Below are 14,632 nucleotides of genomic sequence, written 5' to 3' on the forward strand. Positions count from 1 at the left end.
AGAACCCGATGGGCGATGCGCTGGAAACCCGCGTTGAACGCCTTCGCCATCACCTTCAGCGACCGCTTCCCAGCCGCTGAAACCTACTAACCAAGACCGCCGGAAACACCGTTGGCGAGACAGCCCCGCTCCGAACGAACCGGCGCGGCTAAGGCGTGTTTCATAAGCGGGTCAGAGCCACTCGCAGATGATGGTGATGGTCAGGACGGCCTGGAAGCGGACGGCTAACTTGTCGTAGCGGGTGGCCACGCCGCGGTGGCGTTTGAGTCGGGCGATGCCGTTCTCGACGGCGTGTCGCATCCGGTAGAGGTCTGGGTCGAACTTCGGCGGGCGTCCGCCGCGGCCGCCTTTGGCCTTGCGGTGGGCGTCCCGGTCTTTCTTGCTGGGGATGCACGCCTTGATCCCACGCTTGCGCAGGTAGGCGCGGTTACCGCGGCTGGTGTACGCCTTGTCGGCCAGGACGAGGTCGGGGCAGGTGCGGGGCCGGCCCACCCCGAGGCGGGTCACCTTGATACGGCGCAGCACCGGGATGAACTGCGGGCTGTCACCACGGTGCCCGGCGGTCACGACCATCGATAGGACCTTCTGGCCCTGCTCGCAGGCCAGATGCGTCGTGGTGGTCAGACCGCCGCGAGACCGTCCGAGGGCGTGATCGGCGGGTTCGTCGTGCACGCCGCCGGGTGGCTCTTTCTGCAGGTGGCCGTTCCTGCGGGCGCCGGCGGCGTGTTGGTGGGCGCGGCTGGTCATCGAGTCCACGCTGATCGTCCAGGTGATCCGGCCTTGCGCATCTCCGGTGGCCTGTGACGCGGCCAGGATCTTGTCCCAGGTGCCGTCGCGCTGCCAGCGACGGAACAGGCCGTAGAGCGTCTGCCAGGGTCCGTACTCGGCTGGGACGTCACGCCAGGGCGACCCGATCCGGATCCGCCACCTGATCCCGTCGATGAGCTGCCGTTTCTCCCACTTTGGCGGCCGGCCCTTCCCCGACGCGGCAGGCAGCAGCGCAGCGAGGCGCTGCCACTGGGCGTCGGTGAGGTCATGCCGCCTCGTCACCGCTACGCTGGCCACGAGGTCTCCGGTATGAAGTTCTTGCTTGGTCGCAGAACCAGATACCGGAGACCTCTTCAGTTATCGATCACCGCCACGCCGTAACCTTCACCGGCCACCACGACTTCTGAAACACGCCTTAGTTGTTGGTCCCGTCGCGCACGGCTCAGTTGGTCAGGTAACCGCCTCGGCGCGGTCCGAATCGCCAGTCTGGACATTCAGTTCGGCAAGGACCCCGGTCACCTGCATGACTCTTCGGGTCACGCCTGTCGGGTTAACGGCGTGCAAGGAGATCCCGCAGCCGGCGGCTGTCCGCTGGGCCTGGACCAGCGCGCCTACGCCCGTGGAGTCGCAGAAGGGCACATCAGTCAGATCGACGATCAGCCGACGGGGTCGGTCCAGGGTGATGGCCTCCTCGACGCTGTCCTGCAGCATGTTGGTCGTGGCCATGTCCAGTTCGCCAGTTAAGACCAGCCGCACCACCTGGCCGTCGGATTGACGAGCGATCTTCACGCCGTGCCCTCCCTGCCCGTTCCTGCGTTCAGGGGCGGCCGCCCGGGATACGGCTCCAGCTCCACCCAAACCTGCTTACCTCCCTGGTGGTCACGAACGCCCCACCGAGCCGACAGAGCCTCAATGACAGCGAGCCCACGCCCACCGGTACCGTCCGCCTCGCGACGCCGGGGCACCACCGACGAGCCATCCGCCACGCACAGCACGACCCGGCCCTCATGAGCCTCGATGGTGAATGCCACGCAGCCCTCGCCGTGGCGTACCGCGTTGGTCACCAACTCGCTGACCACCACCGCCGTCTGCGCCAGCCAGCCCTCGTCCCGGAACCCCCAACCAAACAGCACCGCACTGATCGCATGACGAGCCGCAGCCGGCGCATCGACGCCCAACGGCAGGTCAAGCTGAGCGGTCAACTCGCTCACAGTCGGCACGTCCTGTTCTCCGCACCCCGCCGCACGTCCATAAGAGACAGACAAGCTCGAAGCCTGACCCGCGTTTTCGCAGTTCAGGACCTGATGACTCGGTCCCCCGCGTCCGGACATCCGCAGCGCTTTGGTGAGGGCTGCCAACGCAGGAGGCACGGTGTCCACGACCATCAGCGGGCTGCTACTCGCGGCCGGCGCAGGGCGTCGGTACGGAATGCCGAAGGTGCTGAGTGGAGCGTTGCGGTGGGTCATGCCGCGACCGCGGCTGGCTGTGGCGTGCGGAACGAAGCGCTGACCCACGCGAGCGCGAGCGCGATGGCCGCAGCAAATGGGATCCACAGCGCGCCCGGTCCGTCAACGATGATCCCGCCACGACTCCCGCCCCGCAGCATTTCTCGGCTGGCTCCCCGGTGCCAGCCAGAATTCACCCCCGGTCGCCATGTACCGACATGCCCCGGCGCATGGTGTTCGTCGTCCTAACCCAGATCGAAGGGAACATCGGTGCGCAACCGAGGAATACTGGCTCTTCACGATCGAGGGTGTAGGTGCGGTCTGAAGCCGCCGGTCTCGAGCAGGGATCTGGCGATGTAGTTGGTCAGGTTCCGGAAGCCGAGTGCGGAGCCGCGGAGGTGCTCGAGCCGTCCGTTGATCGCTTCGGTGGGTCCGTTGGACGTGCCGGGCCGGTCGAAGTAGGCGAGTACGTCGGCGGCACGCTTCTTCAGTGTCCGGCCGAGGGTCACGATCTCGGTGAGCGCGGCCGGGACTCCGCTGCTGACGGAACCGATCAGCTTGGCCATCAGCTCCCGGCCCTTCGTCCGGTCGGGCTCGCGGTAGGCAGCGATCATCCGCTGGTAGATCCCCAAGGTCGCTTCGACCTCGAGATGTGCCTCGTCGGCGAACAGCGCGGTGAGCCTGTCCTTCTGCCGGTCGGTGAGCAGATCCGCTCCGGTGTGCAGGGTCCGGCGGGCGCTGCAGAGCGGGTCGTCCTTGCCTTCATCGTCGGCTATGCGGCACTGCTCGGGCTCGGCATGATCTCCGCGGCGGTGGTCCGCACGAGCAGTGCCGCGAGCCAGATCGGCACCCTCCTGTTCGTTGCGCTGATGTTCTTCGGCGGGGCCTTCCTGCCCCGTGTCCTCATGCCCGACTTGCTGCGCGAGGTCGGCGAATTCATTCCGCCCGGGCTGCAGGCTCTCACCGCGGCGTGGTCCGCCGAAGCGGGCGAGATCACCGCCACCGCTGGTGGGCAGCCCTTCTGGCTGCAGATTGCCATAATGGCGGGTATCACAGTGATCGCGAGCGCGATCGCCGCGAAGCTCTTCCGCTGGGAGTAGGTGACGATGACGGGAGATGCCGGAGCCGGTGAGCGCCCGAGCTCCAGTACGCACGAATCCGCCATCGCGGAGGAAGCAGAGATCGCGAATCGCTCCCGGTTGGCCTGGAAAGAGGAGCAGCTGCGGGTCTGGGACCTGCTGCAGCTGTTCACACCGTGGCTGCTGCTGACGATCTCGACGGCGATCTACTTCTCGTGGGTGCTTCCGGCCTCCGGTGAACGCTTCTGGCCCGAGGGCACATCCGTCCTCGGACTGGTCACGGTCTCGGTGCTGTGGGTGCTGTTCGGGCACACACTGCCCATCAAAAGAAGGACGCTCCGGCCCGTGCCGATGGCCATCTACTTCGTCGGACTGCTGGCACTGTGCGTCACCCTCATGACGTACTCCGACATCTTCCTCGTCTTCACCATTACGGGCTTCTTCCACGCGTACTTGCTCAAGCCATGGCCGTTGGGGATGCTCGGAGTCCTGGCCACCTCCGTGGCCCTCAACGGCTCGCCGATGCGAGTGTGGGCCAACCCGACCCCAGAGACGCTCGCGGAGTTCATCCTGATCGTCGCCGTGCAGACCGCAGCGATCGGGGCGGGCATCCTGCTCACGGCGCGAAGCGAACCAGAAGAACGCAAGCGGGAAAAGCTCGTCGAGCGACTCGAGGCGGCACTGCACGAGAACGCCGGGCTCCATGCGCAACTGGTCGCCCAGGCCCGTGAATCCGGGGCACAGGACGAACGGCAGCGGCTGGCCAGCGAAATCCACGACACGCTGGCCCAGGGTCTCGCCGGCATCATCACGCAACTCCAGGCCGCGGAGCGTTCCGCGAGTGTGCAGGGCGAGACGGAAGAGCACGTTACGCGGGCACTTCGGCTCGCGCGCAGCAGCCTGACCGAGGCCAGACGGTCCGTGCGGGCGCTCGCTCCCCAGGAACTCGCCAGAGCGCACCTCCCCGACGCGCTCCGCACGCTGACCGAGCGATGGTCGCAGGACGAGGGGATTAGAGCGCAGGTGGAGGTCACCGGCGCCCGAGAGCCACTGAGCCCGGCGATCGAGGTGTCGCTCTTCCGGGTCGCGCAGGAATCGCTGACCAACGTGGCGAAGCACGCGGATGCCTCGCGCGTCGGTGTCACGCTGTCGTACACGGGCACCGAGGTGCTGTTGGATGTGCGGGATGATGGACGCGGGTTCGCGAAAGGGGTCGGCACCGGCTTCGGCCTGACGAGCATGCGCCAGCGCATCAGAGGCGTCGGCGGTCACGTAGAGGTGCAGAGCGCACCGGGTGAAGGGACATCCGTGAGTGCGCGCGTTCCGGCGATCGCCCCCGCGGGTGCGCGAGCAAAGGAGGAGACCGACCGATGATTCGACTATTGATCGTCGACGACCATCCGATCGTGAGGGGCGGTCTTCGCGACATGTTTGCGGACGCCGAGGACATCGTCGTGGTCGGTGAGGCCGGTGACGGCGCCGCGGGCATCGAGCGTGCGAAGGTGCTGGCAGCGGATGTCGTGCTCATGGACCTTCGAATGCCCGGGATGGACGGCGTCGCCGCGACCGCGGCCCTTCGCGAGTGGGCCCCGAGTGCCCGAGTGCTGATCCTGACCACCTTCGACAGCGAGAGCGACGTCCTGCCGGCGATCGAGGCGGGTGCGATCGGTTATCTCCTGAAGGATGCTCTGCCCGACGAACTGATGCGAGCCGTCCGTGCAGCCGCGCGTGGAGAGTCTGTGCTCGCGCCGTCGGTGACACAGCACCTTATGGGGCAGGTTCGCAGGCCTGGCGCCGGCACACTGACCGATCGAGAGAAGGAGGTGCTGCAATTGGTCGCGAACGGCAGTTCGAATCGAGAGGCCGCTACAGTGTTGTTCATCGGCGAAGCGAGCATCAAGACTCATCTGCAACACATCTACGACAAACTCGGCGTTCGTGATCGTGCCTCGGCGGTGGCCGAGGGCTACCGCCGTCGCCTGCTCACGTGACGCCCCGCTGCTGGCCACCGCACGGCAGGACCGTCGCGAGCGGCATCGAGATCGGGATGGACGACAACGTTCGCCAGGTCGCGGCAATGCGGCTCTTCGCAGACGGGGTGTAGGGGTTGCTGGCGCGTCGCTCGCTGGGTGAGAGTCGAGGTCTTCCGATGATGGGAGTTCTCACGCCACCCATCCGGAAGACCTCGACGTGCCTGACGCTACTGCCTGCTCCTGCCCCGACCTGACCACCTTCACCCGCCTGGACGACCTCGGCCTGGAGGTCACCGGCCAGCTGATGGAGCCCGATCGCCGTGCTCGCGGCGCATTCGAAGCTGAGCTGATCTGAGCACTGGGTCCGGCGCGGGAGTCGAGCATGTCGGTCCCACCTCCGTCCCCCAGGTCAGCCGCGTGCCGCGGCGACAGATAGCGCGACAACCAACAGGGCTTCGGGCGCACCGCAAGGTGCTGTAGATCCACCGAACGGTGGAGGCGCGAATCAACCCAGGCTCAGACGCGACGGTCGACGTGGTGGGGTGCGGTGCGCCCGTAGCTTCGCGGTGTGACCGCACTAGAAGTACGAAATCTGCACAAGCGCTACGGGCAGCACGTTGCCGTCGATGACGTCTCTTTCACCGTCGAAGAGGGAGAGATTTTCGGCATCATCGGGCCCAACGGCGCTGGCAAGACGACAACCGTCGGGAGCATCGCCGGGCTGCGAATGCCCGACTCGGGCTCGATCTCTGTGCTGGGACTCGACTGGAACGCGCATAACGTCGAGGTCATGAGACCTTTGTTCAAGGCGTTGATCGCCGCGCTCGTTCTGATCACCGCACTGGTGGCCGTGCCCAACGCGGCCGCGGCCGAGACCCGCCACCCCATCGCGCGCACCGATGCCGGTTGGGTGAAAGGCACTGCCGCCCAAGACTATCGGCTTTTCCAAGGCCTCCCGTTCGCCGCCCCGCCGGTCGGCGAATTGCGTTGGCGCTCACCGCAACCGGTCACACCATGGCACGGTGTCCGTGACGCGACCGCAGCCGGTGACCGCTGCGCGCAATCAACTGACTTTGCCGGGCTGCCCCGCAGCGAAAGCGAAGACTGCTTGTACCTCAACGTCACCGCACCAAGGTCGGCTTCTGGCCGTCACCTCAAGCCGGTCATGGTCTGGCTGCACGGCGGTGGTCTGACCACGGGTGGCGGCGACGTGTACAACCCGAGCAGGCTGGCCGTACGCGGTGACATGGTCGTGGTGACCGTCAACTACCGGCTCGGCGTGTTCGGTTTCTTCGGCCACCCCGGGCTGGAAGACGCTGGGGCGCTTGGCCTTGAAGACCAGCAGGCGGCCATGCGATGGGTGCAACGCAACGTGGCGGCGTTCGGCGGTGACCCGCGCAAGGTCACCCTTGCCGGCGAGTCCGCGGGCTCGCATTCCGTGTGCTCCCAGCTGGTTTCGCCGCCAGCGGCCAGCCTGTTCCAGCAAGCCATCACGCAAAGCGCCTTCTGCTCGCACGGCGCCTTTGCTGCGAGCGCCCTCCGTCCGGTCATCGATATTCCTTTGTGGGTACCGCAAGCGTGGCACATCGCGCACGGCCAGACCATCGCGGCGAGGGTGGGCTGCGCCGACCCCGCGACAGCACTAGAGTGCTTGCGGCGCAAGCCAGTTGCCGACCTGCTCGCGCAGCAACCGTTACCAATTCCGGCCTTCGGCACCGCAGTGCTGCCCGAAGACCCCGCGATAGTGTTGGCGCAGGGCCGCTTCCAACGGATGCCGATGCTGACCGGGATCACGCGCGACGAAGGCACCTACTTCGGGCTGCTCTTCTCCCCCGGTCTCACCGAGCAGCAGTACCGTGACACGGTCGCCCAGATCTTCGGCGACCAGGCCCCTCAAGTGTTGGCCGAGTACCCGTCATCGGCGCACAGCTCGCCCGCACAAGCCGCCGCGGCGATCATCAGCGATCTCGACTGGGCGTGGGCGGCTCGCTCGAACGATCGGCTCTTCGCCGCTCACATGCCGACATTCGCGTACGAGTTCACCGACCGTTCCGCGCCCGCCCTGTTCCCCTTCCCGCCCGGCCTCGATCCGCTGGCCTCGCACGGCTCGGAACTACAGTTCCTGTTCGACATCACGTATGACGTACCCCCGCTGACCGAGAAGCAGCGGCGGCTGGGCGACACGATGATCGGCTACTGGTCACGCTTCGTGACGACCGGCAACCCCAACGGCCGCGACCTCCCGTCGTGGCAACCGGTACGGGCAACCGCGACTGACCCCTATGTGCAAGAGCTCGGTATCGGCCGCGGCCACGTTGGCCCGTACGACCGCGCCACCGCCCACAACTTCTCCTTCTGGGACAGCCTCGCCAACTAGCAAGCAACAGCCCCCAGGGGCGGCCGGCCGCCCCTGGGGGAATTTCCCACCGGCTCGCGACCCATCAGAAACGCCGATGCGATCAGCAGCACACCCAGCACCGCCGCCGCCTGCCGTCGTAGCGGCTCACGCGTCACCGGCCCTTGCCCGGACAACCACCTCGCCGGGTCTCGCTCCCAGAGGTCGCCTGTCGGCTACTTGCCTCAGCCACCCCCTATAGGGGTTTAGTCGCTTACCTTGCGATCGGGGCGGATGCTCCGTTTTGGGGGAGCAGATGACCATTCATGGCTGATAGGAGATTTAGGCTGATGTCACATCGATCCAGATGGACGCTGACCACCCGGCGGCTGACCTGCGCCTCGTTAACGATTCTGGCCGCGTTGGGGATGCAGGCGGTGGTCAGCACCGGCGCGCACGCGGCCACGAGCGGGCGGCAGGACGCTACGCAAGCCGTCGATCCGCCCTGTGTGCGGCCGGGGCAGGCGGCCTATCCCGTCAGCTACTACTGGAAGAACGCGCTGGGCATGCAGCTCGGGAGCGGGACGGTCTCGGTCAATACGGCCCCCTCGCTGTGGGGCGGGCAGATCACACCAGGCGGCACCTTCACCGTCACGCTGACCCACCGGACGACCCAGTGGCCGTTGCTGGTCACCAGGTACACCACGACCTGGGACTTGTCCTCACTGCTGGCCTACGCCGACGTCATCAGCCAGTCGGGAACCGGCACCATCAGCGGCAACACCCTGTCGATCACCTCACCCAGCGTCAAGACCGACCCACCCACGAAGGTCATCACCTTCCAGGTCAGGCAAGGCACCATCGGGGGCAGCATGACCATCCGGCCCACCGGGATCAGCAGCGTCATCGCCGCTCCGGGCCAGCTCGGAAACAACACACCCGCTCCCCCGATCCAGATCGTCGACGGGCAGTCCATCTCACCAACCAGAGCCGTCAACGACACGGCCACCACCACGCAGAACACGTCGGTCAGCGTTCCCGTCCTGGCCAACGACGTGGCGACCTCGCCGAGGTTCAGCAGCGTCTCGACGCCCAGCAACGGCACTGCCACGATCTCCGGCAGCCCCCAAGAACTGCCCACCGTTCCGGGCACAGTGATGACCTGGTCGCTGTATCACCGAGGCCGCCTGGGTACCGACGTGATGCAGGTGCTCATCGGCGCCCCAACCGCGACCGTCCCGCAAACCCCGATCGGTGCCACCTCCCCGAACATCTCCGACGACAACACCGCCTGGGGTTTCCACACCGGGGTGTACGTCGTCCCGCCGGGACAGACCACCACACGATTCGCCTTCCAATCAGTGTCGGCCGCAGGCGGTAGCCCAGCGATCGGCAACTTCCTCGACGGCGTGGAATTCCGAACGCCACCCTGCCCGTAGCCGCTCACGACCAAAACGTGGCGAAGGGCAGACAGGTCCTTCACCGGCAGTTGCGTTCGCCCACCTGGCAGGCTGGATAACCCACACCCTGGCCAGACTGGCGTTGCCTCGCCGTACGGCGTTGACGCGCCCTCCCGAACGAGATCAGACTCAGTGAGAAGACCCGCGGCGGGTCTTCTCACTGAATCTCATACGCTCCTGGTCAGCCGGAGCGTGCACCCACATCGACAGCGACGCTCAGCCGCGAAGCACCCACTGACCATCGGCGCCCCATCGATGGAATTGCGGATTCGCTCCGCCGTCGTCGCCAGGACGAGACCAGACCAACCCGAACCCCACCGGACGGGGTGAGACGCAGGGGATGCTCGTCGGACGAGCAGCCACCGAGCAGCCAGACGTCCACAAGAGACAGAGAAGCACAGAGCCTGACCTGCGTTTCCGCAGGTCAGGCTTCTATGATCTTGTTCGCCCGAAGGGACTCGAACCCCTAACCTTCTGATCCGTAGGCCAACCGACGGCGAGCAACTCAAGACCTGTGGATCGGTTGGAAAGGGCGTACCTTCCCGATTGATCGTGTAGGTCTCGAGCTAAGGCCGACGTTGGCGCGTCGGTCGGGAAGGCACGCCCGGTGCTGACTGTAGTCGCCGAGGATGGTGCGAGGCGTGAGGGCGTCTCGCTGCTGGACGACATCGTTCGGGAGGGTGCGCGGCGGATGCTGGCCGCGGCGTTGGAGGCGGAGGTCGACGCGTATCTGGCCGAGCTGGCTGGTGAGCGTGACGAGCGGGGCCGGCGGCTGGTGGTGCGTAACGGGTATGCCGGGCCGCGGCAGGTGATGACCGCAGCGGGTGCGGTCGAGGTGAGCGCACCGCGGGTCAACGACAAGCGGGTCGAGGCGCAGACGGGTGAGCGTAAGCGGTTCCGGTCGGTGGTGCTGCCGCCGTGGTGCCGCAAGTCGCCGAAGGTGGCCGAGGTGTTGCCGCTGTTGTACCTGCACGGGTTGTCGACCGGGGACTTCGTGCCCGCGTTGGAGTCGTTCCTGGGCTCGGCCGCCGGGCTGTCGTCGGCGAGCATCACGAGGTTGACCAAGCAGTGGACCGACGACTACCGCGCCTTCTGCGACCGGGACCTGTCAGGCGTCGACTACGTGTACGTGTGGGCCGACGGGGTGCACGTCAACGTGCGCTTGGAGGAGGACAAGCTCTGTCTGTTGGTCATCGTCGGCGTGCGCTCCGATGGCACCAAGGAACTGGTCGCCCTGGCCGACGGTTACCGGGAATCGACTGGGTCGTGGGCGGATCTGCTGCGTGACTGCGTCCGTCGCGGCAGCGCGCCCCGGTTCTGGCTGTTGGCGACGGGGCGTTGGGTTCTGGGTCGCGCTGCGGGAGGTGTTCCCGGACACCCGGCACCAGCGCGACTGGGTGCACAAGGTCGTCAGCGTGCTGTCGACGCTGCCCAAGTCCGCCCATCCCGGCGCGAAGGCGGCCCTCGCCGAGGTTTACAACGCTGAAAACAAGCAGAACGCCCGAACGGCGGCGAAGAGGTTCGCCGACGCCTCCGGCGCCAAGTTTCCGAAGGCCGTGAAGAAGGCCGTCGACGACCTCGGGGAGTTGCTGGCGTTCTACGACTTCCCCGCCGAGCATTGGATCCACCTGCGCACCTCGAACCCGATCGAGTCGACCTTCGCCACCGCACCCGCGTCACCAAGGGACCTGGCAGCCGCGCCGCCGGTTTGGCGATGGCGTTCAAACTGATCGAGTCTGCTCAGCAACGCTGGCGCGCGGTCAACGCACCCCACCTGGTCACCCTGATCCGCGCCGGCGCTACCTTCGTCAACGGCCATCTCGTCGAGCGCCCTGCCGAGCAGGTTGCCTGATCGTCTAGCCTGGCCGCATGCCATCGCCCGATCGTTTGGCGGCCTTCGCGCTCGCATCGTTCGTACTGATCGTCATCCCGGGTCCCGCGGTGCTGTTCGCAATCAGCCGCGCCCTGGCGTACGGCCGACGGGTCGCGCTGACGAATGTCGTTGGCGGGGCGGTTGGCAGCTTCACCGCGGCCACGGCCGTCGCTGTCGGTGTGGGCGCCATCGTCCAGACCTCCGCCGTGGTCTACACCGTGATCAAACTTGCCGGTGCCGCATACCTGATCTACCTCGGCGTCCAGGCGATCCGGCATCGTCGGGCGCTGCGGGAGGCCTTTGAGGCGCAGGCGGCCCCGATCGGTGGCGGGCGCACGCTGGTGCAGGGCTTCATCGTTGGGGTGACGAACCCGAAGACGGTGGTGTTCTTCGCGGCGATCCTGCCGCAGTTCGTCGACCCGTCCGCCGGGCATGCCAGCCTTCAGATGGTGGTCCTGGGCGCAGTGTTCGCCGTGATTGCCCTGGCGATGGATTCCGTATGGGGCGTGGCGGCGGGTACGGTCCGGTCCTGGTTCGCCCGCTCGGCCCGGCGCCTGGACCTGGTTGGCGGCGCGGCGGGTCTCACGATGGTCGGGCTCGGCGTCGGTTTGGCCGTCAGCGGCCGCAAGGACTAGGCCAAGTAGTCGGCGGGATCTCGTCGCCCAACTCTCACAGATTTCGGCGCAACGTCGTCCGTTCCCCGTTTACGCATCCCCTTGATGTCAAAACCGAGGAAGTGGGTAGATCGCCGGCCCTAAGCTGATCAACAATTGACCCGTCGAATGACCGATCGCATCCGTGGCGGCCCAACAGCTACTGCCCATCCACAGATATTGACAATTCCTCCGCACGCCGTCGTGCACCCGGCAGCCACGCTCGGCCAGCAGCGGCCGTACCTCGGCGACACTGCGGGTGATCGTCGAGCGGTGAACTCCGAACCAGGCGGCCACCACGTCATGTGAAGGTTAGCCAGCAGAACGGTCACAGACTCTCCTGCCGCGGCTCCACCCGCCCGAACCGGCCCGCAAAGCAGCCCAGCACCCCGGCCAGAACCCGCTCCCACGCGGTAGGGGCGATGCTGTGGCCTACGGCTACCGCCAGATCTGAAGATATATCCACAACGTACAGACGATGCCGCCCGCCGTGGTCGAGGCGTCGCAGGGCGCGTAGGGTGCCGTTCAGGACGTAGACCCCCAGTCACACGGTGGCCGCCTCGCGTCCACCGCACCTCACCAGCAAGATGTCAAACGGCGGCTGCCGTAGTAGGGCCAGCCCTTCGGCGTTGCTCGCCGTCGGGATGCGCGACGGTCGCCGCGAGCTCATCGCGCGGCGACCGTCCCGATCATGTGCGCCTATAGGCTGGTTGCGGGTAGCAGTGTCACGCACGTGGCGGGGAATGAAAAACCCATCTCCACAACTGGCTCGGTCCCCGGTGGCATAGCCACTGGTGAACCTTGGCTCCGTCGGCTGCATTGTTGTGCGCGACGGTCATGCACTTGCCAGTCTCGTTATTTGTCATGAGGGGATCAAATGGATCCGAGCCGAATCGTTGCGCCCCGGTATCGTTACAGGTGTATAGCACGATGGGTGTGCCGTCGGCCGGATTGCTGCCCCACACGTCAACACACTTGCTGTTGAAGCTGACGAGGCTGCCATTCGGCAACCACATGAACTGCTGGGAAGGGCTACCGGTGCAGGTCCGCATTTCCAGTTGCGCGGCGTCCTCGAACCTGCCGTCCGGCACGGTGAGGCATTTGCCGTTCAAGTGACTGACGACGGTCATGTCGAAGATGTCAATGGACCAGGTGGCCTTGCCGTTCTCGTTGCGGTAGAGGACCAGATTCCCGTCCTTTTGCAGCTTCAGTGTGCTCGGCCCATTCCCGTGGGTTCCGGACGCCCACACCGGTGTGCCGTCTGCCCTGTAGAGGACGAGGTTGCCGTCGCGCTGGTTGGTGAGGCGCGCGCCGGTGAAGGCCCCAGGCGTCCAGACGGCCTTGGGTCCCTTCGAGAGGACAATTTTGCCGTCACTTTGGAGTTGCAGCGTGTGACCGAGGTGCGAGTTGAGCGCTTTGGCGTCGGAGAGCTCAGCACCGGCCTGCAACTCGGTGTTGGTCGGGTAGAATTTATGCACGGCTGTGATAAGCGCAGACCCGGTGACGGCGCCGGCGCCGGCGTCCTTGCTCCCGCCGAGGATGTAGATTGGTCGGCCGCCGAACGCGTTGAGCCAGACGTAATTGTCGCCGCCGGCCGGCTTGTTGTATCGGAAATTCTGGTCAGTCTGGCCGTCGCAGGTGCGGATGACGAATTTGATGCCGAGGTCCGTCGAAGGGCTGGCGAGGCTGACGCACTTCGTGCGGTCCGAGGCGTTGATGATGCGGTAGAGATCAGTGCTGCCGTAGACGCGCATCGCCAGCCAGCGTTGCTTGACGTTGTCAGCGCAGTTTGCCTGCACCACGGCCTTGCCGTTGGTGAGACTGTCGCCCTCGGCGGCCAGGCACTTGCCGGAGTTCAGGTTGGTCCACTGCCAGGACTTGGCACTGGGCCGGTTGGTGGAGTCCGGCGGCACCTGGTACCGGCCGGTTGTCAAGAAGTTCCGGACGGCGCCCACGTCGCCGGCCAGTGCTTGGGTTGCGGCGGTGACGAGGTTGTCCTCGCCGTCGGCGGCTGCCTTGGTCTTGATGTTGTTGGCGCTCTGGCGGTGTGCGGCCTCGGCTTCGGCCAGCTCTCGGTCGAGGTCTCGGCGGTCGGCTTCCCGCATACCGGTGTCGATGAATCTGCGCCAGTCGGCCGGGTTGCTGCTGCGCAGCGCGGTTTCGGCGGCCGCGCTGATCTCGATACGGTTCGCGTCGGTGTCGACGACCTGCCACACCCAGCGGATGAAGTTGTCGTCGGTCATGGCGAGCTTGCCCTCGTCGGCGACGAAGCCGATGATGGCGGCGGCAGCGGTCATGGCCCCTCGGCGAGCGAGGCGGGCCTGTTCGGCGGCGCCGGCAGCCTCGGCTGCGGCGATCGCGTCCTGCACGTCTTGTTCGGCGGCAGCCTTGACGCCGGTGGAGAGGAACTCGTGCTGCTGGGCGGGGGTGCCGTTGATGACCGCGGCTGCGGCGGCCTTGACGCGGGCCCCGGCGGCCCTGCTCCAGATCTCGATGACCGCGTCACGTTCGGAGAGTAGGAGCATGCGGCCTTCGGTGTCGAGGGTCAGACCGGCCGCGGCGTAGGCGGCACGCTTGAGGTCGCGGGCGGCGCGGGCGGCGGCCTCGTCGCTGATCTTCTTCGCGTCGTCAGCGATTTTGGCATCGAAGATGCCGTGCAGGATGAATTGCTTGCAGGCGGCGTCGATGGTGGCGAGGTCGGTGGAGAGCGTCAGTTCGGCGGCGGTGCGGATCAGCGGGTAGCCGGCGGATTGCTGCCAGATCCAGAAGACGAAGTTGCGGTCGGTCTGGCCGAGCACCCAGGGCTCGGGTTCGATGCCGATCTCGCGGGCGGCCCGGACCTTGGCCAGCTCGTCGGTTGGCAGGCCGTCGTCGACGGCGGCGGCTTCAGCGGCCGCGCCGGAGAGGGCGGCCTTGGTGGACTGGGCTGTCGGCTGCGCGACTTTCGCCTTGGAAATCGGTGGCGGGACGGAGGTGAGCGGCCTGATGGCAGGCGGGGCCGCCGCGACAGGCGCGGGCTTGGCGGATGTTGGCGAGGGGGTGGGTG

12 protein-coding genes and 3 pseudogenes are annotated in these 14,632 nt (G+C 66.6%); 9 read left to right on the forward strand and 6 right to left on the reverse strand.

Annotated features, from left to right (window positions below; translation table 11 throughout):
* Positions 1-171: 171 nt before the first annotated feature.
* The 4 genes and pseudogenes from E1166_RS24035 to E1166_RS24050 form a co-directional block, all read right to left on the reverse strand.
* Positions 172-1,065, reverse strand: a complete 894-nt coding sequence (locus E1166_RS24035) for an IS5 family transposase (protein WP_132342235.1) — start codon at positions 1,063-1,065, stop codon at positions 172-174.
* Positions 1,066-1,218: 153 nt separating this feature from the next.
* Positions 1,219-1,557, reverse strand: coding sequence for an STAS domain-containing protein (locus tag E1166_RS24040; protein ID WP_165944421.1), 339 nt, complete (start codon positions 1,555-1,557; stop codon positions 1,219-1,221).
* Positions 1,554-1,979: an ATP-binding protein gene (locus E1166_RS24045; protein ID WP_132342239.1), complete on the reverse strand. Its 426-nt coding sequence runs from the start codon at positions 1,977-1,979 to the stop codon at positions 1,554-1,556. Before E1166_RS24045 ends, E1166_RS24040 begins: the two co-directional genes overlap by 4 nt.
* A gap of 530 nt (positions 1,980-2,509) precedes the next feature.
* Positions 2,510-2,974: pseudogene (locus tag E1166_RS24050) on the reverse strand (transposase); the annotation flags it as partial.
* Between the two features lie 36 nt (positions 2,975-3,010).
* Here E1166_RS24050 and E1166_RS24055 point away from each other — a divergent pair.
* The 9 genes and pseudogenes from E1166_RS24055 to E1166_RS24085 all read left to right on the forward strand — a co-directional run bounded on the left by E1166_RS24055 (position 3,011) and on the right by E1166_RS24085 (position 11,568).
* Complete coding sequence (locus E1166_RS24055; protein ID WP_243710490.1) at positions 3,011-3,313, forward strand: ABC transporter permease; 303 nt, start codon at positions 3,011-3,013, stop codon at positions 3,311-3,313.
* Between the two features lie 6 nt (positions 3,314-3,319).
* Entirely contained in the window at positions 3,320-4,666 is a 1,347-nt protein-coding gene (locus E1166_RS24060) for a sensor histidine kinase (RefSeq protein ID WP_207914463.1), read from the forward strand.
* Positions 4,663-5,283 carry a response regulator transcription factor gene (locus E1166_RS24065; RefSeq protein WP_132342241.1) on the forward strand — a complete coding sequence of 207 codons (621 nt, stop codon included), beginning with the start codon at positions 4,663-4,665 and terminating at the stop codon, positions 5,281-5,283. The genes E1166_RS24060 and E1166_RS24065 overlap by 4 nt, the downstream gene beginning before the upstream one ends.
* A 199-nt stretch (positions 5,284-5,482) precedes the next feature.
* The gene (locus E1166_RS31160; protein WP_165944420.1) at positions 5,483-5,620 is read left to right on the forward strand and encodes a hypothetical protein; all 138 of its coding nucleotides are present in this window, start codon (positions 5,483-5,485) and stop codon (positions 5,618-5,620) included.
* Positions 5,621-5,833: 213 nt separating this feature from the next.
* Positions 5,834-6,055, forward strand: a pseudogene (locus tag E1166_RS32250) (ATP-binding cassette domain-containing protein); the annotation flags it as partial.
* Positions 6,056-7,642, forward strand: a complete 1,587-nt coding sequence (locus tag E1166_RS24070; protein WP_243710491.1) for a carboxylesterase family protein — start codon at positions 6,056-6,058, stop codon at positions 7,640-7,642. It begins immediately after the preceding pseudogene.
* Positions 7,643-7,950: 308 nt separating this feature from the next.
* Positions 7,951-9,039: a hypothetical protein gene (locus E1166_RS24075; protein ID WP_132342245.1), complete on the forward strand. Its 1,089-nt coding sequence runs from the start codon at positions 7,951-7,953 to the stop codon at positions 9,037-9,039.
* 628 nt (positions 9,040-9,667) lie between these two features.
* Positions 9,668-10,912, forward strand: a pseudogene (locus E1166_RS24080) (IS256 family transposase).
* A 17-nt stretch (positions 10,913-10,929) separates the two neighbouring features.
* Entirely contained in the window at positions 10,930-11,568 is a 639-nt protein-coding gene (locus E1166_RS24085; RefSeq protein WP_132342247.1) for a LysE family translocator, read from the forward strand.
* 87 nt (positions 11,569-11,655) lie between these two features.
* On the opposite strand, the gene E1166_RS32755 is transcribed toward E1166_RS24085, so the two are convergent.
* Complete coding sequence (locus E1166_RS32755) at positions 11,656-11,886, reverse strand: hypothetical protein (protein WP_347813038.1); 231 nt, start codon at positions 11,884-11,886, stop codon at positions 11,656-11,658.
* A 425-nt stretch (positions 11,887-12,311) separates the two neighbouring features.
* Positions 12,312-14,632, reverse strand: a 2,321-nt coding sequence (locus E1166_RS24095) for an RICIN domain-containing protein (RefSeq protein WP_207914465.1), incomplete at its 5' end; no start/stop codon positions are given.

Source organism: Micromonospora sp. KC213 (assembly GCF_004348325.1).
Lineage (GTDB): Bacteria > Actinomycetota > Actinomycetes > Mycobacteriales > Micromonosporaceae > Micromonospora.

Bases quoted from the DNA above. Each gene is read 5' to 3' on its own strand.
- E1166_RS24055 (WP_243710490.1), top strand. From the start codon at position 3,011: ATGATCTCCGCGGCGGTGGTCCGCACGAGCAGTGCCGCGAGCCAGATC.
- E1166_RS24060 (WP_207914463.1), top strand. From the start codon at position 3,320: ATGACGGGAGATGCCGGAGCCGGTGAGCGCCCGAGCTCCAGTACGCAC.
- E1166_RS24065 (WP_132342241.1), top strand. From the start codon at position 4,663: ATGATTCGACTATTGATCGTCGACGACCATCCGATCGTGAGGGGCGGT.
- E1166_RS24070 (WP_243710491.1), top strand. From the start codon at position 6,056: ATGAGACCTTTGTTCAAGGCGTTGATCGCCGCGCTCGTTCTGATCACC.
- E1166_RS24075 (WP_132342245.1), top strand. From the start codon at position 7,951: ATGTCACATCGATCCAGATGGACGCTGACCACCCGGCGGCTGACCTGC.
- E1166_RS24085 (WP_132342247.1), top strand. From the start codon at position 10,930: ATGCCATCGCCCGATCGTTTGGCGGCCTTCGCGCTCGCATCGTTCGTA.